The organism is Psychrobacter sp. CX14 (assembly GCF_057396205.2).
Map to the genome: position 1 here is coordinate 717,715 of NZ_CM183187.1, position 22,651 is coordinate 740,365.

Genomic DNA, 22,651 nt, shown 5'->3' on the forward strand with positions numbered 1-22,651 from the left:
AGATAAAAGTAAATAAAACCAAACCAATACGCAGGCATAAAAAACCACCAATTTGCAATGACAAATTGGTGGTAGCGTTCGATTGTGTCATTAATCAACTATCAATGACGGTCAACCAAACTTATAACGCATTAAAAATAGCGTTGAACTATTATTTTTTACGAGTTGGGCCAAGCAACATACCCATTTGACGGCCTTCCATCTTAGGATGTTGCTCAACATTTGAGAGTTCAGCGGTATCTTCGATGATACGCTCAAGCTGCTGGCGGCCAAGGTCTTGGTGAGCCATTTCACGGCCACGGAAACGAATCGTTACCTTCACTTTGTCTTGGTCTTCCAAGAAGCTGATGATTTTACGCAATTTAACTTGGTAATCTGCTTCATCAGTACTTGGGCGCAATTTCATCTCTTTAAGCTGAGTTTGCTTTTGGTTCTTTTTCGCCTCTTTCGCCTTTTGCTTTTGGTCATACAAGTAACGCTTGTAGTCCATAATCTTACAAACAGGCGGTTTAGCATCCGGTACCAATTCAACCAAATCTAGATTGTCATCACGAGCCGCTTGACGGGCTGTTTCAATGTCGACAACGCCCATCTGTTCGCCGTCTTCTTTTACTAGGCGAACTTCTTTTTGCTGAATCTCTTCGTTGATGTTCAAACGGTTTGACTGTTTAATAGGTATTACTCCTCATCAGTTTTTGTTGTTAGTCGACCCTTTTGGGCGACAGCTTTCTGTACTAATTCAATAAAGTCAGCCACAGCCATCACGCCAAGGTTTTCGCCTTCACGTGTGCGTACGTTTACTTGTCCTGACTCAACTTCTTTATCCCCTAATACTAGCATATAGGGGATACGTTCTAATGTTCTTTCTCGTATCTTAAATCCAATCTTTTCATTACGCAAGTCACTAATAGCACGCAGACCTGCATTTTTAAGCTCGCTCAGCACATTTTCACAAGCAGGGGCTTGTTTGTCTGTGATATTCATCACCACAACTTGCTGCGGCGATAACCATACAGGCATCCAACCAGCATAATGTTCGATTAGCATACCCAAAAAGCGCTCAAATGAACCTAAGATAGCGCGGTGCAACATAACTGGTGTGTCACGTTCGCCATTCTCGTTAATAAATTCTGCGTCTAAGCGTTTTGGCAAATTAAAGTCTAACTGCAATGTACCGCATTGCCATACACGGCCAATTGAGTCACGTAAGCTAAACTCAATTTTAGGACCATAGAAAGCACCTTCACCTTCTTGTAGTTCCCATTCAAGACCCGCATCATCAAGCGCTTCTGCCAGCGACTTTTCGGCCGCATCCCAAAGCTCATCGGCACCCACACGCTTTTCAGGGCGAGTTGATAGCTTCATTTCAATATTATCGAAACCAAAGTCTTTATAAACGTCTAAGGTCAGCTTAATAAAGTCAGACGCTTCTTTACCAATTTGTGCATTGGTACAAAAGATATGTGCATCATCTTGCGTAAATCCGCGTACACGCATGATGCCATGTAGCGCACCAGACGGCTCATTACGATGGCACGAACCAAATTCTGCCAAACGCAGTGGTAGGTCACGATACGATTTTAAGCCTTGGTTAAAGACTTGCACATGACAAGGGCAGTTCATTGGCTTGATGGCGTAGTCACGGTTTTCACTGTGTGTGGTAAACATATTTTCAGCATAGTTATCCCAGTGACCCGACTTTTCCCACAAACCTCTATCGACAATTTGTGGTGTCTTAATCTCAAGATAGCCATTATCTTGCTGTACTTTACGCATATACTGCTCAAGCACTTGATAAATAGTCCAACCATTCGGATGCCAAAACACCATACCCGGCGCTTGCTCTTGCAAATGAAACAGATCTAGTGCCTTACCAATCTTACGGTGGTCCCGTTTTTCAGCTTCTTCAATACGTTCAATATAGGCTTTTAGATCTTTTTTATCCGCCCATGCAGTACCATAAATGCGCTGAAGCTGTTCGTTCTTGGCATCACCGCGCCAGTAAGCACCGCTCATTTTCATAAGCTTAAATACTTTTAAGAAACGCGTGTTTGGCACGTGTGGGCCACGGCACATATCGACGTATTCTTGATGATGATATAAGCCGAGCTCTTTTTCTTCTGGCATCTCTTCAATCAGTTTGAGCTTATAATCTTCACCGCGCCCTTCAAAGATTTTAATCGCTTCATCACGAGGCGTCATCTTTTTGATAACGTCATAGTTTTGCTTAATCAGCTCTGCCATGCGCTTTTCAATAGCAGCCATGTCATCCGGTGTAAATGGCTTTTCACTATAGATGTCGTAATAAAAGCCATCTTCAATGACAGGACCAATAACCATTTTGACATCAGGATAAAGCTGTTTTACTGCATGCCCTAATAAATGAGCAGTAGAATGGCGAATAATATCCACGCCATCTTTATCTCTTGCGGTCACAATTTCAACCTTGGCATCATGCGTAATGGGATCACTTGCATCAACAAGTTTGCCGTCTACACGTCCTGCAATCGTTGCTTTTGCAAGGCCAGGGCCAATGCTCTCAGCCACTTGCATGACTGAAGTTTCACCTTCAAACTCTTTAACACTGCCATCAGGCAAAGTAATTGCAACCATATTTCAAATCCAAATAATTTATAATACAAATTAAAAATTCATCACTATTATAATTGTGACAAAAATAACAAACACAACCATTAAAACAGAAAAACCGACCTCAAAGCCAGTTTATAAGTCGTCATTCATCCTATTATAAAGGATTTTTTATTCGTTTTTATAGCTATTCCTGCTTTTCGCTACTATCTACATGAGCGAATGACACGGTGGCTAACGTTTGGCAAGTCTCTTGCTTCGCGAGCCTAGCCAAACTAAGCCATCGTACCTCATTCGCTCATGCAGTATATCCGCTGCAATCAGGGCTAGCGGCAACATCGTGTTCTTGCTACTATCGTCTGTGCTAGGAAGGTTATCTTATTGAAAAAGACTTATTAGAGTTAAGAGCTCATTTAGAATAATTAGCAATTTAAATAGCACATTACAACTAAAACCAATGTTTTAGTTGTTTAGAAGGGGGTGGCATGTTTTGTTAAGTACTCAAAGAAAAGAGCTTTTGTTAAAGGTGGTATGGTTTTTAGTGATGGCAGGCGTCATGTATTGCAGAATATATGATTACCTTTCAAGATACGAAGCGTTAGCGCTCTTTGTCATCTATACATTAATACATGTACTGGTTATTGAAAGGCTAGTACTTGGCAAAATAATGATAGCGAATAAGAAATGAAGTCGAACAAGAAAAGCCGTAACGAGAAGAGCAATAAAAAATAGCCATTAGCTAGGTTGCATAGTACTTAGCGTCAAATACTTATTAATACCTTATTCTCTCAACTCTTGATGTAGGCTGTGGCTTTGGCCCAGCATTTTTGGTTAAAGGTCTTGATTTGATAGTTTAATAGCACCGGCGTACATTGAATTATGATGAGTTGAGAACGGGGTTATTAATAGTTTTTAACATTAGTCTCTAAATACGAAGCGTGTGCTGTAGCAACGAAACCCACGGTTTAGATTTCAAATTAAAGCGTATATCTTAATGAAACGTTGACGATAACTATGACCTACAATAGGTGAACTAGAATTAGCTGAGCGGGTAGTTAATAAGATTTGTACCTTTTGAATATCTCAAATCAAAACAATACTCTATTGTTGTTTAAATAATTCTCCCACCCGATTGACCTTGGTCTAATAGTCTATATAATACGCTACCTGTTCAAGAGAAAGCCTAGCGTAAGCGAAGCGGATAAAAAATTAAAAACTTTAAAAAAGCTCTTGACTAAATAATTAAAGCGTCTATAATACGCACCTCATCGGGACAACGAGATTGCCAATTGAAAGGTTGGATTCAAGTTACCTGAATGAAACGAATTAGAACAAAAGCTTGACAGGAATCGAAAAAGTGATATACTGAATGGCTCGCTAAGTAAGAACGTAAATTGCTTAAACTTATCTTAGTGTTAAACTTACCGCGGATGACGCGATAAGTCAACTATTTAAAAGCTAAAATCAAAGAACAACTTGTGTGGATTTTTGCTGATTTAGGATGCTAAAAATTAAAGTTGGGGCTATCTCTTATCGGGGTAGTGACTAACTATAAAAATTATCATTCTTTAATTAGTAAAGAAACTCGAAGTTAATTCATTATATGAAACATACGGAAAGCAAATTTGCTAGTAATAGGATGAGCCAAGTTTAGAAGTCTCTTTAAAGGACTTCATAGCAAGATTAAACTGAAGAGTTTGATCATGGCTCAGATTGAACGCTGGCGGCAGGCTTAACACATGCAAGTCGAGCGGAAACGATGGTAGCTTGCTATCAGGCGTCGAGCGGCGGACGGGTGAGTAATACTTAGGAATCTGCCCAGTAGTGGGGGATAGCACGGGGAAACTCGTATTAATACCGCATACACCCTACGGGGAAAAGGGGGCGCTTGCGCTCTCGCTATTGGATGAGCCTAAGTCGGATTAGCTAGTTGGTGGGGTAAAGGCCTACCAAGGCGACGATCTGTAGCTGGTCTGAGAGGATGATCAGCCACACCGGAACTGAGACACGGTCCGGACTCCTACGGGAGGCAGCAGTGGGGAATATTGGACAATGGGGGCAACCCTGATCCAGCCATGCCGCGTGTGTGAAGAAGGCCTTTTGGTTGTAAAGCACTTTAAGCAGTGAAGAAGACCTTATGGTTAATACCCATAAGCGATGACATTAGCTGCAGAATAAGCACCGGCTAACTCTGTGCCAGCAGCCGCGGTAATACAGAGGGTGCAAGCGTTAATCGGAATTACTGGGCGTAAAGCGAGCGTAGGTGGCTTATTAAGTCAGATGTGAAATCCCCGGGCTTAACCTGGGAACTGCATCTGATACTGGTGAGCTAGAGTAGGTGAGAGGGAGGTAGAATTTCAGGTGTAGCGGTGAAATGCGTAGAGATCTGAAGGAATACCGATGGCGAAGGCAGCCTCCTGGCATCATACTGACACTGAGGTTCGAAAGCGTGGGTAGCAAACAGGATTAGATACCCTGGTAGTCCACGCCGTAAACGATGTCTACTAGTCGTTGGGGGACTTGATCCCTTAGTGACGCAGCTAACGCAATAAGTAGACCGCCTGGGGAGTACGGCCGCAAGGTTAAAACTCAAATGAATTGACGGGGGCCCGCACAAGCGGTGGAGCATGTGGTTTAATTCGATGCAACGCGAAGAACCTTACCTGGTCTTGACATATCTAGAATCCTGCAGAGATGCGGGAGTGCCTTCGGGAATTAGAATACAGGTGCTGCATGGCTGTCGTCAGCTCGTGTCGTGAGATGTTGGGTTAAGTCCCGCAACGAGCGCAACCCTTTTCCTTAGTTACCAGCGGTTCGGCCGGGGACTCTAAGGATACTGCCAGTGACAAACTGGAGGAAGGCGGGGACGACGTCAAGTCATCATGGCCCTTACGACCAGGGCTACACACGTGCTACAATGGTAGGTACAGAGGGCTGCTACACAGCGATGTGATGCGAATCTCAAAAAGCCTATCGTAGTCCAGATTGGAGTCTGCAACTCGACTCCATGAAGTCGGAATCGCTAGTAATCGCGGATCAGAATGCCGCGGTGAATACGTTCCCGGGCCTTGTACACACCGCCCGTCACACCATGGGAGTTGATTGCACCAGAAGTGGGTAGCCTAACCTTTTAGGATGGCGCTCACCACGGTGTGGTTGATGACTGGGGTGAAGTCGTAACAAGGTAGCCGTAGGGGAACCTGCGGCTGGATCACCTCCTTATTGACGCATCCGGTCAGCAAGAATTCACAACAAGTTGTTCTTTGGTTTTAGTAAGCTTTAAGCTCAGGGTCTGTAGCTCAGCTGGTTAGAGCACCGTGTTGATAACGCGGGGGTCATAAGTTCAAGTCTTATCAGACCCACCATACAACTGAGTTAAAACAGACCTAATGATTGTTAGAAGCTCTACTAGGAATTCGCGCTTTTAGAAATTTCCCTTTAAGGAAATTTCTCTTGCGCTCGGAGCGAAGCAGTGCTTCGCTTGTATCCTCGCTCAGGGGCCATAGCTCAGCTGGTAGAGCGCCTGCCTTGCACGCAGGAGGTCAGGAGTTCGACTCTCCTTGGCTCCACCATTTAGTGATACAGATTAAGAGTAATAGATAAACCAGAATTAAGTGATTACTGATTACTTACTTCTGTTTTATACAGAAAGCATATGACGACTGGATGACAGCGTTATTATTATTTAAAAACATAGATATGAGTTGTAATACGGTTGATACCTAATCTTTCACGTTTAGGTATCAACCAGTAACCAACCTCTTTAACGACACCAGTTGTTATCCCAAGAGGTTGGTTACAAAGTAAAGAGAACTGAATCAAGCGTAAATTATCAAGGTGATATCGTTATAATTACGGCAAACAACCGGTTAAGAACTAGATTTATGCATTGGTTAAAACACCTCGGATTACTTCGAGGTTGTCTTTAACCGATAGTAAATAAAAGCTTAGCTAACCAAGACTACTTGGGGTTGTATGGTCAAGTAATTAAGCGCACATGGTGGATGCCTTGGCAGTCAGAGGCGATGAAAGACGTGACAGCCTGCGATAAGCTTCGGGGAGGTGGCAATAACCTGCGATCCGGAGATTTCTGAATGGGGAAACCCACCTAACGTAAGTTAGGTATCCTAATTTATTAGGAAGCGAACGAGGGGAAGTGAAACATCTCAGTACCCTTAGGAAAAGACATCAATAGAGATTCCCCTAGTAGCGGCGAGCGAACGGGGAGGAGCCGACTTAATTTTATGTAGAAGAACAGTGTGGGAAAACTGGCCATAGTGGGTGATAGCCCCGTATTCGAAACATAAATGCAAGCATATTAAGTAGTGCGGGACACGAGAAATCCTGTATGAAGATGGGGGGACCATCCTCCAAGGCTAAATACTCCTGACTGACCGATAGTGAACCAGTACCGTGAGGGAAAGGCGAAAAGAACCCCTGTGAGGGGAGTGAAATAGAACCTGAAACCGTGTGCGTACAAGCAGTGGGAGCGGACTTGATCCGTGACCGCGTACCTTTTGTATAATGGGTCAGCGACTTATATTCTGTAGCAAGGTTAACCATTAGGGGAGCCGTAGGGAAACCGAGTCTTAATAGGGCGAATTAGTTGCAGGGTATAGACCCGAAACCGAGTGATCTATCCATGAGCAGGTTGAAAGTGCCGTAACAGGCACCGGAGGACCGAACCCACTATCGTTGAAAAGCTAGGGGATGACTTGTGGATAGGGGTGAAAGGCTAATCAAACTCGGTGATAGCTGGTTCTCCCCGAAAGCTATTTAGGTAGCGCCTCGGACGAACACCATTGGGGGTAGAGCACTGTTTCGGCTAGGGGGTCATACCGACTTACCAAACCGATGCAAACTCCGAATACCGATGAGTGATATCCGGGAGACACACGGTGGGTGCTAACGTCCATCGTGGAGAGGGAAACAACCCAGACCGCCAGCTAAGGCCCCAAATTCCTAGTTAAGTGGGAAACGAAGTGGGAAGGCATAGACAGCTAGGAGGTTGGCTTAGAAGCAGCCATCCTTTAAAGAAAGCGTAATAGCTCACTAGTCGAGTCGGCCCGCGCGGAAGATGTAACGGGGCTCAAACTAGGAGCCGAAGCTGCGGATTTGAACATGTTTCAAGTGGTAGGGGAGCGTTGTGTAAGCCTGTGAAGGTGTGTCGTAAGGCATGCTGGAGGTATCACAAGAGCGAATGCTGACGTGAGTAACGATAATGGGTGTGAAAAGCATCCACGCCGGAAGATCAAGGGTTCCAGTCCAACGTTAATCGGGGCTGGGTGAGTCGACCCCTAAGGCGAGGCCGAAAGGCGTAGTCGATGGGAAATCAGTTAATATTCTGATACTTGTTTATGATGTGATGGAGGGACGGAGAAGGTTATGCCAGCTCAGCGATGGTTGTCTGAGTGAAAGGATGTAGGTAGACGGCTTAGGTAAATCCGGGCTGTTAATACTGAGATCTGATAGCAAGCTGTACTTGTACAGCGAAGTGGCAAATACCATGCTTCCAGGAAAAGCTTCTAAACGATAGTCATAAACGAATCGTACCCTAAACCGACACAGGTGATCAGGTAGAGAATACCAAGGCGCTTGAGAGAACTCTGCTGAAGGAACTAGGCAAAATGGTACCGTAACTTCGGGAGAAGGTACGCTGTCGATGGTGAAGGACTTGCTCCGTAAGCTATTGACAGTCGCAGATACCAGGCTGCTGCAACTGTTTATTAAAAACACAGCACTCTGCAAACACGAAAGTGGACGTATAGGGTGTGATGCCTGCCCGGTGCTGGAAGGTTAATTGATGGGCTTAGCGTATGCGAAGGTCTTGATCGAAGCCCCAGTAAACGGCGGCCGTAACTATAACGGTCCTAAGGTAGCGAAATTCCTTGTCGGGTAAGTTCCGACCTGCACGAATGGCATAATGATGGCAGCGCTGTCTCCAGCAGAGACTCAGTGAAATCGAAATCGCAGTGAAGATGCTGTGTACCCGCGGCTAGACGGAAAGACCCCGTGAACCTTTACTACAGCTTTACATTGAACTTTGACCTGACTTGTGCAGGATAGGTGGGAGGCTTTGAAGCAGATACGCCAGTATTTGTGGAGCCAACCTTGAAATACCACCCTGGTCATGTTGGGGTTCTAACTCAGGTATAACAATACCGAGGACAATGTATGGTGGGTAGTTTGACTGGGGCGGTCTCCTCCTAAAGAGTAACGGAGGAGTACGAAGGTGCGCTCAGAACGGTCGGAAATCGTTCATAGAGTATAAAGGCAAAAGCGCGCTTAACTGCGAGACCCACAAGTCGAGCAGGTACGAAAGTAGGTCTTAGTGATCCGGTGGTTCTGTATGGAAGGGCCATCGCTCAACGGATAAAAGGTACTCTGGGGATAACAGGCTGATACCGCCCAAGAGTTCATATCGACGGCGGTGTTTGGCACCTCGATGTCGGCTCATCTCATCCTAGGGCTGAAGCAGGTCCTAAGGGTATGGCTGTTCGCCATTTAAAGAGGTACGCGAGCTGGGTTTAGAACGTCGTGAGACAGTTCGGTCCCTATCTACCGTGGGCGTTGGAAATTTGAGAGGATCTGCTCCTAGTACGAGAGGACCAGAGTGGACGAACCGCTGGTGTTCGGGTTGTCATGCCAATGGCATTGCCCGGTAGCTACGTTCGGATTGGATAACCGCTGAAAGCATCTAAGCGGGAAGCCAACCTCAAGATTAGATTTCCCTTAAGAGCCGTTGAAGACTACAACGTTGATAGGCAGGGTGTGGAAGCGCAGTGATGCGTGTAGCTAACCTGTACTAATTGCTCGTTTGGCTTGACCATACAACACCCAAGTGGTTTTGTAGCTCTGATAAAACAGAGACAGCCAATTATTTCGATATCATCCTGATAATACATTGATTCAGGTTCTTGATATACTAGTCAACACAAAGTTAAGCTAACACTTAACCAACTCATATCTATACCCCCTTTGCTGACGACAATAGCACGATGGAACCACCTGATCCCTTCTCGAACTCAGAAGTGAAACATCGTAGCGCCAATGGTAGTGTGGTTCGCCCATGTGAGAGTAGGTCATCGTCAGCTCCCTATACCCTAAAAGCCCCTATTCATTAATTTGAATGGGGGCTTTTTCCTTTATGAGGGATTTTTAGCTATTATAAGTCTTACTTTAAGCTAAATAACGCTATTTAATCACTGCGTAACAGAGCAGCCTATAGCCTGTTTTAAAATTAATGTTAGAATAATGTTAAATTATAATGAGTAGCATTATGGCTGTTGATTTATCCAATACCCTCATCGTTGCAATCTCTGCAACTGCGCTTTTTGATTTGACTGAATCAGAAACCTATCGCGAAAAACTTATCAATCAGGATCCAGCGATAGCTGCGCGAATTTTTCGTGACTTTATGCAGCAGCGTGAAAATGAGCCTTTATCAATAGGCACTGGCTTCCCTCTAATACAAGCAATATTAAACTTAAATCAGTGCGCTCAGAACCCACCGAATACCTCAGTTGAATACGGTAATGATTCACCACTAGTAGAAGTGGTTATCGTTTCTAAGAGCTCTCCTGAAACAGGGATACAAGTATTAAATGAGATACGCAAGCGAGGTTTAAGTATTACACGCTCTGCCTTCATCTCTGGTGGTAATGTTGCTGATTATATTGCTGATTTTAATGTTGATTTGTTTTTGACGACCAATCGTGAGGATGCTCAAAGCGTTACCGATGCTAGAGTCTGTGCTTGTGCCATTTTGGATGCCACTCCGGTAAATACTTTGACCTTAGATACTAATCAATTACGTATTGCTTTTGATGGGGATGCTGTATTATTTGATGATTCCGGTGAGCTGCTTTACAAACAGAAGGGTCTAAAGGCCTTTCATGACAGAGAAGCTGAAATGACAGATTTGCCTATCGAGAAAGGACCGTATGCCGATTTGCTCATTAAGCTGTCTTTGTTGCAAAAACGTCTAGTAACCTTGGAGGATCGACAGCCAATTCAAATTGCGCTAGTGACTGCTCGAAATGCACCAGCTGATTTACGTGCTATTAAAACATTACGTGAGTGGGGCGTCAGCGTTGATATGGCCTTTTTCTTAGGAGGACTTGAAAAAACAGCCGTATTAAAAACGTTTGCACCGCATATCTTTTTTGATGATTCAATTAAGCATATTGAAGCGGCTCGTGATTTTGTGCCTACCGCATTGGTGCCTTATCATTCGACTTCAGAACTTAATTCGCATACGTGGCATTTGACGAATTCTGATTAGTTCATTACTAGAATAATATTCTGTTTTTATACTTCTTATTTTTAAAAAGGTGAACTATTCTATGCTTATTATGTGGCAAAAATTATGAATTGGCGAAGATTATTTAGTATTATCAGACACCGTATTGGCCAAGTGTTTGGCTTATATGGCTTTGTATTTATTCCTATCTGGGTAATGTATTTTTTGAATAGTACGATACTATTTAATCTTTGGAATTCATTTGGAATTGTTCCGCGCTCGCTAAGTTTAGGCAGCATGATAGGTATTACTTCTTCATGGACTATGCATGGTAACTTTGCTCATTTAACGGGTAATACGATTGTTTTAGCGCAGATATTGTTCTTATTTGGATTGTTTGAACGCAATGCTTACCGTACTGTGGTTAAGCTAATTATTGGTTCGGGGTTGATGACTTGGGGACTAGGATCTCCATTCTCTATTCATATAGGGGCATCAGGTCTTATATTCTCTATGCTGGGTTATATGATTGGCGGTGCTGTGTTTGCTAAACGTTGGGGCTATCTGATTGCCTGTATTGTGATGGGCACCACGTATTGGCTAATTCTGAAAGAAGGTCTGATGCCACAAACGGGGATTTCATTTGCAGCACATTTTGGTGGACTGTGTATTGGTTTATTGATTGGGGCTAATTCTAAGCATTATTATCCGGCCAGTTAATAGTACTTTTAAATAATGTAGCTAAGCGTGAGTATGTCAGGCAACAGCCTTGAAAATTTGTTACACTAACGCTCATATATGCCTTAGGTTATTATGGATAAATTGTCCTAGTAAATATAGGCTTTTGTTGGTTTGTAGGGAGTAGATGCATGGCAGAACGTTCAGCCAAGCAGTTAGGGTTAAGTAAGGCGGATTTACCCAATTCAATTATTGAAGTGATTGCGACCTTAAATAAAGGTGGCTTCGATGCTTATATCGTCGGGGGCGGGGTTCGTGATACGCTTTTGGGCTTAAATCCAAAGGATTTTGATGCTGTAACTGATGCGAGACCACATGAGGTAAAAGATATCTTTGGTAAGCGCTGCCGTATTATTGGTCGCCGTTTCCAATTAGCACATGTGTATTCTGGTCGAGACATGATTGAGGTGGCAACGTTCCGTGCGCCGCCAAGTGGTGATGCTCATACGACCAGCGATGGTATGATCGTTCGTGATAATGTTTGGGGTGATATTGAGCAGGATTTTGCTCGTCGAGACTTCTCCATTAATGCGATGTATTATCAGCCTATCAAAGGTATAGTACATGACTTCTGCAACGCCTTAGATGATATTAAGAACAAAACCTTACGCTTATTAGGCGATGCGCCAGTGCGTATTGAAGAAGATCCTGTACGTTTGCTGCGTGCTCTGCGTTTCAAAGCTAAGTTAGGCTTTAATTTTGATGAGGCGCTAGCAGAACAGTTCCATGATGATAATTGGGCGCTGTTAGAACAAGTCTCTCCGCATCGTTTGTATGATGAATCACAAAAGATGTTCACCGGTGGCTACCTAGTACCGCTGTTACCGCTATTATTTGAATACGGTGCTATTAAGCATCTGATTATTTATCCGCCTGAAAAGCCAACCGCTTTGGTCTCTCAAGTTGCTATTAATACTGACAAGCGCATTGCACAAGGTAAGAGTATTAACCCAGCTTTCTTCTATGCGGCTTTGTTATGGGATAACTATTTACATCAGTTGGCGAAGTTCAAGAAAAAGAACATGCCATTTCATGATGCGCAGTTACAAGCGGCAAGCAAGGTTATTGATCGTCAACGCATTAAAACAGCGATTCCACGGTTTGCTGAGCAGTTTATCCGAGATATTTGGATGATGCAGCCAAAACTGGCCAATCCTCGTGTGAAGCAGATTCCGCAATTAGCAGAGCATGCGCGTTTCCGAGCAGCTTTTGATTTCTTGTTGCTGCGTGAACAGTGTGATGATGCATCAAACCCATTGTCAGAATCTACCAATGGTATGGGTGAGTGGTGGCAGACCTATCAGACACTGTCTGAAAAACAAAAACAGCAAGCCATTGATGACTTTGCCGGTGATAGCCGCCGTGGCAGCAGTAAATCAAGTCGTAATCGCACGCGTAATCGCAATCTTCAGAAAGAGCCTGTTATTAATACGCCTGATAATCGCAATACGGCGAAGCCAAATAATCATTATGAGGCCAAGCCGCCAAAGCAAAAGGTAGATACTCAAGCACAAAATACGGCAGCCAACAACAAACAGCCGCATTATGCCGAAGAGCGCGCGCAGCTCAAAAAGCTATCTCTTGGTAAATTAGCAGGAGAGCAGGCACCGAAGGACAATCAGCCAAGTCCATTGTTTACCATTAATGCTGATAAGATGGCTAAACAAGTGCCAAGCCAGTCTGACATTGAATCTCGCGTTAAAAATGCGGAGAAACAGGCTCAGGCTGATAAGTCAGCTCGAAATGATAGCCATAAGTCTAAGCAAGCAGCTGAGCAGCGCGATGTGATGACTAAATCGGAGCAAAGCAGCGCTCAGCCTAAAGACACTCATAAATCGGCCGCGCCTACAGTAGAGGCAGTCTTATTGCCAAAAGCAGAGCCTGTACCAAGTAAACGTCGTCGCCGTCAGCCAACTCAGGAGCTTTCTCAATCTGAATTGGCTCAAGCAGGTAAAGCCCAGAAAGATAAGGCTCAAGAGGAGCGTAAGAAGTTAGTTGCGGAGGCACCAGTTGATGCTGATACGACTGCAATTCAAACGCAATCCAAACCGAAGCGCACCGCACAATCTAAAGCCAAATCGAAGGCGCAAGTCTCAAATGAGCAGCCTCAAAAGGCAACTGCTCAAAGCGTTAGCCAGAAAAATGCTAAAGCGATCAGTGAGATTGTTGACAAAGTCATACCGAAAAGCGATCGTGTGCCCGCCACCCGTCGTCGCCGTGAGCCAAGCTCAACCTTGAGTGTGAGTGAAAGGGCATAGCTTGTCGTTATGGCTTCTTTAAAACTGCTACAGAGTTAACCTCGCTAAGGCTTAATTTTAGGTATTTGCGTTAGGTTAGCCAGTAGCAGTTTTAAGTTGGTTGACAGTAATAGCTTGGTTTGAAAGTTAATAGATAAGTACAGGCGGATAGCAAGATGGCGCAAGCGTCACAACCAGATAAATCACATCGTTGTTATTTAGGGCTGGGTGGTAACCTGACCAATGAGCTTGGCACGCCCAGTGAGCATATTTACCGTGCGTTTGCTCGGCTAAAGTCTCATCCGGCCATTACTCAAATGCGCGCCTCATCTTTATATGCCTCGAAACCGATGGGTCCACAAGATCAGCCGGATTTCATTAATGCGGTTACTGAGATTGATACGACCTTAGGCCCGTACGAGCTATTGGCTTTGTGCCAACAGCTTGAGCAAGAAGCGCAGCGAGTGCGTTTACGTCATTGGGGTGAGCGCAGCTTGGATGTGGATGTGTTGCTATATGCCGATCAGTCTATTAACTCTCCTACATTAACCGTTCCGCACCCTGGTATTACTCAGCGAAACTTTGTGCTTATCCCTTTAAAAGAGTTAAATCCTAATCTAATCATTGGTAATACAGTCATTACTGATTTTGACTATAGCCAAGATTGGACAGGGCTAACCCAGTTACCTTGCGACTCAGTTTAAGGCCACTTTATCTTTTTGTGCTAGGCTATAAGTATTCGCTGAAGATTGAAGGCAACAGGTGTGGTATATCAGCCTTATTCTCTTAATATTACATGATTCTTGAGTGACCCGTTATGATTACCTTATCTACTTTAAAGAAGTACAAAAAAGAAGGGCGCAAATTCAGTTGTCTGACGTGCTACGATGCGATGTTTGCCAAAATGATGCAAAATGCAGAAGTAGATACCATTTTGATTGGGGACAGCTTGGGCATGGTGGTGCAAGGTCATGACTCTACTCTGCCAGTAACGGCCGACGATATTGCCTATCACGCAGCAAATGTGGCACGTAGCAACCAACATGCGCTAATTATGGCAGACCTGCCATTTATGAGCTATGTCACATTAGAAGACACCATCGCCAATACGCGTAAAATAATGCAAGCCGGTGCGCATGTTATTAAACTGGAAGGCGGAGCAGAGCTTAGCGAGTCAGTTGCTGCATTAACTGCAGCGGGCGTTCCAATTTGTGTGCATTTGGGTTTAACACCACAATCAGTTAATGTCTTTGGTGGCTACAAAGTACAAGGTAAAACAGAGGACAGCGCGGCTAAGCTTATGTCTGACGTAGAGGCTGTTGTGGCGGCCGGTGCAGCGCTTATCTTACTCGAGTGTGTTCCTGCCTCACTGGCAAAACAGGTCACTGAATCTGTCGATGTTCCTGTTATTGGTATTGGTGCTGGTCCTGAAACGGATGGCCAAGTATTGGTGATGCATGACATGCTTGGAGTCACGCATGGACGTACTGCACGCTTTGTACATGACTTTTTGACCGATGAGCGCAATAAAAATAGCGAATATGCAGGAAGTGTTGAGGGCGCATTTGCTTTATTCCACCAGTCCGTTATTGAAGGCAGTTACCCGCAGCCAGAGCATCAGTTTAATTAAGCTAAGCACAAATAGTTTTATCTTCTTTGTTGATTTAAATCATTCTGTTAAATCGAAATAGAATAATGGCAGCGTACAAAATAAATATATTGGGCTTGAATTTGGATGCCGAGCATGACTGAAACATTAACTTCGATTAGTAGCGTACGTGAGACGTTAAACCCATTACGTGCGAATAAGACCATCGCACTGGTACCGACCATGGGTAATTTGCATGAAGGACATCTATCTTTAGTAAAATTGGCACAACAACATGCAGATATCGTGGTGGTTAGTATATTTGTTAACCCAACTCAGTTTGGTGTGGGCGAGGATTTAGACAGTTATCCACGAACGCTTAAAGCGGATACCGAGAAGCTAACTGCGGCGGCGGTGGATTATATCTTTGCGCCGATAGTAGAGGATATGTATCCAGTGATGCCGCCACCGACGCAAGTACTGGCAGGTAGTATCAGTCAACAGCTGTGCGGCAAGACACGTCCTACGCATTTTGATGGCGTAGGTATTGTGGTGACGAAGCTATTTAATATCGTACAGCCAAACATCGCTGTCTTTGGCCAAAAGGATTATCAGCAATTGGCTATTATCAAGCAGCTAGTACGTGACTTAAGCTATGATATTGATATTTTATCTGGTGCCATCGTGCGTGCTGACGATGGTTTGGCATTGTCTTCACGCAATCAGTATTTAACTGAGTCTGAACGTCAAATAGCGCCCACGCTTAATCAAGAGGTCAGTCGCCTTGCAGAAAAATTAAAACAGGGTGCTGCTCAAAATGTACAACAGCTCCATGAGCTTATTGATGACAGCATCAAGCGTATCAATAGCCAAGGGTTCAAAGTTGATTATTTAGAAGTTAAAAATCAAGATTTATCAGAAGTAACAGACTTAGTAGCTAATAAAGACTTGGTTATCGTCACTGCAGCTTGGTTAGGTAAAGCACGCCTGCTTGATAATCAAATATTAACAATAGTCACTTAAAAAGTATATTAGATGTAACACAGTATATATAAGGCTAGGTATATTACCTATACTTAGTCTCAGCGAATATCAATCAGATTACACCTATAAGCAATAATAATAAATCGTATTGTCGGTATGGAGAGCGTCGTATATGCTGGAAAATGAATCTCAGGTAAGTGGCACAAGTATCGATTATAGTGCATTATCAGGCGCTGGTATTGATGTTATTATCGTTTCAGGACGCTCTGGCTCTGGTAAAACGTCAGTACTCAATATATTAGAAGATCTTGGTTATTATGCGATTGATAATATGCCATTGTCTTTGGTTCCTGAGGCAGTGATTAAGCTAACACAAGATGGCGGTATTACTAAGCTTGCTCTTGGTGTGGATATTCGGACGCTACAGGCAGACTCTTCTAACTTTGCGCATATTCGCGACAGATTGGTTGACTCTTATGGTTCAGGCAGTCTAAGAGTATTATATGTCACAGCTCAAGAGTCGGTGTTGGTGGCTCGATTTGCAGCGACTCGTCGTGTGCATCCGCTGATGACAACCAGTACCAACATCACCAGTAATCTACCAAATGCGATTAAGAAAGAAGCGGACACATTACAGCCTATTTCAAGTAATGCAGATATCATTATTGATACCAGTCAGTTAAATATTCATCAGCTTAAAGAACGGGTACGTGAGTATGTCGGTGTAGACAATGAGATAACCATTAACCTGCTATCGTTTGGCTTTAAATATGGGTTACCGATTGATTCAGACTTTGTATTTGATGTCCGTATACTGCCCAACCCGCATTGGCATACTGAACTACGTAGCAAAACTGGAAGAGACGATGAGGTGATTCAGTTTTTTGCTGAGTATCCGGAAGTCGATGGTATGCAGCGTGATATTCAAAGCTTTTTAGAACGTTGGCTGCCTGAGTTTTTGCACAATAATCGTCATACAGTGACGGTAGCGATTGGCTGTACTGGCGGTAAGCACCGCTCAGTTTATATCACTGAGCAGCTTAATAAGACACTCAGTGAAAACTTGCCAAAAGAGCTTAAAGTAATTGTTAAGCACAGAGAGAAATCACGTTGGCAGGCATAGTAAATTGCCCTTTATTTAAAAATTAAAAGCAGCATGCTGCTTTGATAGACATACCAGTACACATTTATATTTATTAATAATTTGAGAGTTATATGATTGATTGGTCCGAACATGACATGCGAGTTTCTCGCACTGAACTAAAAAAAGCACATGAGCGTTTGCAGCAGCTTGCAGAGCCATTGGCTGGCTTGTCCAAAAAGCAGATGAAAAAACTACCTGCTACGGAATATTTTTTAGATGAATTGATGTCGTTAACTGATATCACAAGCGCCAATGCCCGTAATCGTCAAATCAAGCGTGTGGGTAAACTAATTAGTGAAGAAGACCGTCATGCACTTGTGGATGCTTTATTCCAAACCCGTTTTAGTAATGAGCAAGCGGCTAAGATTGAAGGTTGGTATACCCGTTTAAATATAAACGATGAAGGCACACTAAAGCAGTTTTGCAAACAATTTAAAGCGGCAGAGCGTAACAGCGTTTATCAGCTGTTATTATGGATTGAGTATGCAAAGCATATGAACGATGAAGAGCTTCTTGCTGAATCAGAGGCTGACCTAGTGAGCTATATCAAAGAAGTGGCAATTTTAACTCAGTTAGCGTAAGTAGATTGTTGGTCGACTTGATGTTTTTAGCTAGCAATCTAAATATCTATAACTTGAATCACATCATAAGCAGGCGTCTCGTAAGGGTGCGCCTGCTTTAATGCCTCTATAACCGCAGTTATTTTATCTTGAGCCACGACCATTTCCACTCGCCATTCGGTAACTTGTTCAACCTTATTATGCGCACCAATATGTGGATCGCTGCCTGCTAGCGGCATAAATTGCCCTGTTCCTTGGACTTGCCAACAGCAATTAGAATAATGACCAATCTGTCCTGCACCAGCTGTAAATAAAGCAGACTTTACTTTCTCTAAGTCAGTACCTGGGATAAATACGGTCAATTTATACATAAATATGAATCCTTGATGTATCTGATGGGCAAAGATTTAATAAGCGTTTAGATAATGAAAAAAGCTGACTATAATCAATCATAGTCAGCTTTTTGGGTTTAAGCAAACAGCACTCAGTGATTAGCTTAATGTTACGCCAATACGTTGAGCGACTTCTTCATATGACTCAATCACGTCGCCTAAGCTTTGACGGAAACGGTCTTTATCTAACTTTTTCTTAGTTTCTTTGTCCCAGATACGGCAGCCATCTGGAGAAAATTCATCACCTAACACGATGCGGTCTTGGAACACACCAAACTCAAGTTTAAAGTCTACCAGCATTAAACCGCCAGCAGCGAATAACTCTTTCAGCACATCGTTTACTTTAAAGGTAATCTCTTTCATCTTATCAAGCTGTTCTTGAGTCGCCCAGCCAAGAGATACAGACAATGATTCATTAACCATAGGATCGCCTAGAGCATCATCTTTAAAGAATAACTCATAAGTAGGCGGCGTCAATGGTTGACCTTCTTTTAGCCCAAGACGACGTACTAAACTGCCGGCTGCAAAGTTACGAACTACACACTCTACAGGAATCATGTTTAGACGCTTAACCAGCACTTCGTCATCAGAAAGCTGTTTTTCAAAATGAGTTTCGATACCCGCTTCATCAAGTTTTTGCATGATAAACGCGTTAAAACGGTTATTTACTTGTCCCTTACGGCCTAGCTGCTCAACGCGCTCACCATTAAAGGCAGAGGTATCGTCACGGAAATGTAGAATCAGATAATCAGCGTTATCTGTTTCATAGACAGACTTAGCCTTGCCTTTGTAAAGTAAATCTTGTTTTTGAAATTGCATGATGTCAGTCCTATGCAAGTAGTTAAAAGGGGGATGGCCCAGTTAACTAAAAAGGGTTATGAAAGAAATAAGAGACAATAATAAGTAACGTTAATCGATTTAAACGAGATTAATTAGCCTGCTCAGTAACGGGTACTTGACGATAAGGCGGCGGTAAATCATAGCGTTGGCCTGATTTGTTTTCCGTATCAATCGTATTTACGCCCACGTGCGGTGTTGGATAGAGCGGCACGAAAGGAGCAGTTTCTTTATCAGCAGGCAGCTGTAAGGGCTCAAGCTTTTCTGCTTTTTGGTAATCGAGGGTGCCATCATCGACTCGACCAAATAGATCTCTAGTGGCTTGGCACCCTGATAATACAGCAACGCTACTAATACCGATAATAGCGACCTGAAAAGCGGTACGTAATGTATCTGGCATGAGTCGCGGTGATTTTCTAGATGATAGTAATTGGCGCATGGGTTTTCCTATGTCAGTTGTTGATATCTATATGTTTTAGCGTCTAGATTCAACAACCTTATTCAAAAGTACAATTATTCAATCGATAGTATAATATTAGTCAATACTACAGAGTTGTTAGGTTAATCAATTAATCCTGCAGCACGTAAGCCGGCATCTACCTCAGCATGGTATTGCTCATTGAGCCATACCATTGGCAAACGGATGCCTTTTTCGATTTTGCCCATTTTATTTAGCGCATATTTTACGGGAATTGGGCTTGATTCAACAAACATCAATTTGTGTAATGGCTCAATTGCGTCGTGCGCTTGTTTGGCTGCGTCGAAGTCGCCTTTTAATGCGGCCTCAAAGATAGTGCTCATAGCTTTAGGAATAATATTGGCGGTCACCGAGATATTACCTTTAGCGCCGTGCTGCATTAGCTCAAGTGAAGTACCATCATCGCCAGAGAGTACCACCATACGCTCGCCAACCGCTTCGATAAGCTGCTTACCACGTTCTACTGAACCGGTAGCATCTTTGATAGCAACGATGTTATCGAAGTCCGCTAAGCGTTCAACCGTTTCTTGAGCGATATCTACAACCGTACGACCAGGCACATTATAAAGCATTTGCGGCATATCTACAGCCTCGGCAATGGCTTTATAGTGCTGATATAACCCTTCTTGAGTCGGCTTGTTGTAGTAGGGCGCAACTAGCAATGCGCAGTCAGCACCGGCATCTTTGGCTTCAGAGGTTAAGTGAATCGCCTCTTTGGTATTGTTAGCACCGGTACCTGCAATAACAGGAACACGGCCATTAACATGTTTGACAAAGTAGCGAATCACATCGCTGTGCTCTTGCATAGACAAAGTAGCTGACTCGCCTGTGGTGCCAACAGCAACCAAACAATGCGTACCTTGCTCGATATGCCAATCAATCAGCTGAGCAAGACGATCATAATCAATCTCGCCATCTGGATGCATCGGTGTAACTAAGGCAACCATCGAGCCTTGCAATTGGGTTTGAAAATCAGAATAGAGGTTACTCATAATATTGCCTTATTATCTTAACTAATTAGCGTATTTATTGGTCTATAAAAGAAGACTCTCCATCTATGAGAGAGTATTTGAAGGCGTTTTGCTAAACAATCAATGATTTAAAGGAATGAAAAGCCGTATATAAGCGCATTGTGCCTATAAACGAATGAAAAGCTAAGTGAGTCATCTTATTGCTTGACCAAAGATTTCTGACCCATTCCCTTCATAAAAATTGCAATTAGTGTAGCACATTCACCCTGACGCAATCACCAAGCTATTTTACGTTTAAATGTAGCATAGCGATACTTAGTTTTGCTGTTTAATAACAGATTAAGCGATAATGCCAATGATTAGCCTTAAATGAAGCACGATACAGAGGCGCTTAGTCCTATATTACAAAATACAATTTAGTGTAGGGCAGTGCTATGGTTTAATTAACTAAGAAACCAAGATAGAAATTAAGAGACTCTATCGCAGTAAACAGATTTTTTATTTAACAAAATAATAAGTCACTAGATTATATAAATAAAACCAGTAAGTAAAACCAAAATTTAAAGGATTAATAATGATGGATACTGACAATCGTAAATTTGATATTGTGTTATATGGGGCAACCAGCTTTGTAGGGCAATTGGTCGCCGATTATTTGCAGCGCTTTTTGTCCAGTGAAGATAATGACAGCAAAGAGAGCGTTAGCTGGGCAATTGCTGGACGGAATCAGGAGAAGCTCAATCAAGTCAAAAAAGATATTGGTAATCAAAATCTACCAACCATTATCGCTGATAGTGAAGATGCAGACAGCTTAGATAAAATGACAGCGCAAACTAAGGTTATTATCTCAACCGTTGGTCCTTATTTAAAATATGGCGAGCCGTTAATTAAGGCTTGTACTGATAATGGCACCGATTATGTGGACTTAACCGGTGAGGTTATCTTTATCAAAGATATGATGGATAAATACCAGAAGGCAGCCAAAGAGTCAGGCGCACGTATCGTCAACTCTTGCGGCTTTGATTCAATCCCTTCTGATTTGGGCGTATTATTTACTCAAAAATGTGCTCAAAAAGAATTTGGCGAATACTGCGATACTATTAATATGCGCGTAAAAGCGGCGAAGGGCGGTCTGTCTGGCGGTACCTTTGCGTCAATGGCGACAATCTTTGAAGAGGTTGGTAAAAATAAATCTCGCCGTAAGCAGTTGGCCAATCCTTATATTTTAAATGACGATGATGACGCCCCAAGCATCCGTCAGCAAAATGTCAACACACCTAAGTGGGACGCAGAGAATGAACGCTGGCTAGCGCCATTTATCATGGCCTCGATTAATACTCGTATCGTGCACCGCAGCAACCAGTTACGTGATTATGAGTATGGCCGCTTATTCAAATATGATGAAGCAATCTGGATGCCGGCAGGTATGAAAGGTCGCGTATTTAGCTATGCGATGACCGCAGGTCTAGCAGGATTTGCTACCAGCATGATATTCAAGCCAAGTCGTGATTTGGTTAATGAGCGTATTCTACCGAAATCTGGTGAGGGTCCTTCTAAGTCTGAGCGTGACAATGGTTATTTTGATATTCGCTTCTTTGGCTATACCAATAAGTCGCATCAGATACGTACTAAAGTCACTGGCGATAAAGACCCAGGCTATGATAGTACTTGTCAGATGCTATCGCAAAGTGCGCTGTGCTTGCTGCAAGATATCAGTAAAGATGAGGTAGAAGGTGGATTCTGGACAGCCGCTTCTGCAATGGGTGAGCCGCTGATTGAGCGATTAGAAAAACATGCTGGTATTAAGTTTGACAGAATCGCTCGCTAAGATTTATTTCTTTTTTGATTGAATGACACACTACTATTCCTACTAGGCAAAAGCCTCTCTATT

Annotated in this window: 15 protein-coding genes, 2 tRNA genes and 3 rRNA genes; 14 read left to right on the forward strand and 6 right to left on the reverse strand. The window is 43.2% G+C overall.

Going from position 1 to position 22,651, the window contains the following annotated elements; genetic code table 11:
- Window positions 1-151: 151 nt before the first annotated feature.
- Window positions 152-655 carry a translation initiation factor IF-3 gene (gene infC / locus AC2SLO_RS03050; RefSeq protein WP_486543778.1) on the reverse strand — a complete coding sequence of 168 codons (504 nt, stop codon included), beginning with the start codon at window positions 653-655 and terminating at the stop codon, window positions 152-154.
- Between the two features lie 23 nt (window positions 656-678).
- Window positions 679-2,613, reverse strand: coding sequence for a threonine--tRNA ligase (gene thrS / locus AC2SLO_RS03055; RefSeq protein WP_486543779.1), 1,935 nt, complete (start codon window positions 2,611-2,613; stop codon window positions 679-681).
- 1,661 nt (window positions 2,614-4,274) lie between these two features.
- On the opposite strand from thrS, the gene AC2SLO_RS03060 reads away from it, so the two are divergent.
- From AC2SLO_RS03060 to yjgA, 13 genes are all read left to right on the forward strand, one after another.
- A 16S ribosomal RNA gene (locus AC2SLO_RS03060) occupies window positions 4,275-5,811 on the forward strand.
- Window positions 5,812-5,877: 66 nt separating this feature from the next.
- Window positions 5,878-5,954: transfer RNA gene (locus tag AC2SLO_RS03065), tRNA-Ile, on the forward strand.
- Between the two features lie 131 nt (window positions 5,955-6,085).
- Window positions 6,086-6,161: transfer RNA gene (locus tag AC2SLO_RS03070), tRNA-Ala, on the forward strand.
- A gap of 405 nt (window positions 6,162-6,566) precedes the next feature.
- Window positions 6,567-9,419 (forward strand): 23S ribosomal RNA (locus AC2SLO_RS03075).
- Window positions 9,420-9,569: 150 nt separating this feature from the next.
- Window positions 9,570-9,683: ribosomal RNA gene (gene rrf, locus AC2SLO_RS03080) — 5S ribosomal RNA — on the forward strand.
- Together the 16S, 23S and 5S rRNA genes with 2 tRNA genes alongside form the textbook arrangement of a ribosomal RNA operon.
- 185 nt (window positions 9,684-9,868) lie before the next feature.
- On the forward strand, window positions 9,869-10,873 hold the full coding sequence (locus AC2SLO_RS03085) for a 5'-nucleotidase (RefSeq protein ID WP_486543545.1): 1,005 nt from the start codon (window positions 9,869-9,871) through the stop codon (window positions 10,871-10,873).
- An 84-nt stretch (window positions 10,874-10,957) separates the two neighbouring features.
- Window positions 10,958-11,551, forward strand: coding sequence for a rhomboid family intramembrane serine protease (locus tag AC2SLO_RS03090; RefSeq protein WP_486543546.1), 594 nt, complete (start codon window positions 10,958-10,960; stop codon window positions 11,549-11,551).
- Window positions 11,552-11,700: 149 nt separating this feature from the next.
- Window positions 11,701-13,827, forward strand: a complete 2,127-nt coding sequence (gene pcnB / locus AC2SLO_RS03095) for a polynucleotide adenylyltransferase PcnB (protein WP_486543547.1) — start codon at window positions 11,701-11,703, stop codon at window positions 13,825-13,827.
- Between the two features lie 155 nt (window positions 13,828-13,982).
- Entirely contained in the window at window positions 13,983-14,510 is a 528-nt protein-coding gene (gene folK / locus AC2SLO_RS03100; RefSeq protein ID WP_486543548.1) for a 2-amino-4-hydroxy-6-hydroxymethyldihydropteridine diphosphokinase, read from the forward strand.
- 113 nt (window positions 14,511-14,623) lie between these two features.
- Window positions 14,624-15,436 carry a 3-methyl-2-oxobutanoate hydroxymethyltransferase gene (panB, locus tag AC2SLO_RS03105; protein ID WP_486543549.1) on the forward strand — a complete coding sequence of 271 codons (813 nt, stop codon included), beginning with the start codon at window positions 14,624-14,626 and terminating at the stop codon, window positions 15,434-15,436.
- Window positions 15,437-15,550: 114 nt separating this feature from the next.
- Window positions 15,551-16,417 (forward strand): pantoate--beta-alanine ligase, encoded by an 867-nt coding sequence (gene panC, locus AC2SLO_RS03110; protein WP_486543550.1) that lies wholly within the window; start codon window positions 15,551-15,553, stop codon window positions 16,415-16,417.
- A 133-nt stretch (window positions 16,418-16,550) separates the two neighbouring features.
- Window positions 16,551-17,501 (forward strand): RNase adapter RapZ, encoded by a 951-nt coding sequence (gene rapZ / locus AC2SLO_RS03115; protein WP_486543551.1) that lies wholly within the window; start codon window positions 16,551-16,553, stop codon window positions 17,499-17,501.
- Window positions 17,502-17,593: 92 nt separating this feature from the next.
- Window positions 17,594-18,103, forward strand: coding sequence for a ribosome biogenesis factor YjgA (yjgA, locus tag AC2SLO_RS03120; RefSeq protein ID WP_486543552.1), 510 nt, complete (start codon window positions 17,594-17,596; stop codon window positions 18,101-18,103).
- Between the two features lie 38 nt (window positions 18,104-18,141).
- Here yjgA and cutA read toward each other — a convergent pair whose 3' ends face one another.
- From cutA to dapA, 4 genes are all read right to left on the reverse strand, one after another.
- The gene (gene cutA / locus AC2SLO_RS03125; protein ID WP_486543553.1) at window positions 18,142-18,453 is read right to left on the reverse strand and encodes a divalent cation tolerance protein CutA; all 312 of its coding nucleotides are present in this window, start codon (window positions 18,451-18,453) and stop codon (window positions 18,142-18,144) included.
- 120 nt (window positions 18,454-18,573) lie between these two features.
- The gene (gene purC / locus AC2SLO_RS03130; protein ID WP_486543554.1) at window positions 18,574-19,293 is read right to left on the reverse strand and encodes a phosphoribosylaminoimidazolesuccinocarboxamide synthase; all 720 of its coding nucleotides are present in this window, start codon (window positions 19,291-19,293) and stop codon (window positions 18,574-18,576) included.
- Between the two features lie 109 nt (window positions 19,294-19,402).
- Window positions 19,403-19,750, reverse strand: coding sequence for a hypothetical protein (locus tag AC2SLO_RS03135; protein ID WP_486543555.1), 348 nt, complete (start codon window positions 19,748-19,750; stop codon window positions 19,403-19,405).
- Window positions 19,751-19,872: 122 nt separating this feature from the next.
- On the reverse strand, window positions 19,873-20,781 hold the full coding sequence (gene dapA, locus AC2SLO_RS03140; protein ID WP_486543556.1) for a 4-hydroxy-tetrahydrodipicolinate synthase: 909 nt from the start codon (window positions 20,779-20,781) through the stop codon (window positions 19,873-19,875).
- Between the two features lie 553 nt (window positions 20,782-21,334).
- Here dapA and AC2SLO_RS03145 point away from each other — a divergent pair.
- Window positions 21,335-22,588 (forward strand): saccharopine dehydrogenase family protein, encoded by a 1,254-nt coding sequence (locus AC2SLO_RS03145; RefSeq protein ID WP_486543557.1) that lies wholly within the window; start codon window positions 21,335-21,337, stop codon window positions 22,586-22,588.
- Window positions 22,589-22,651: the final 63 nt, after the last annotated feature.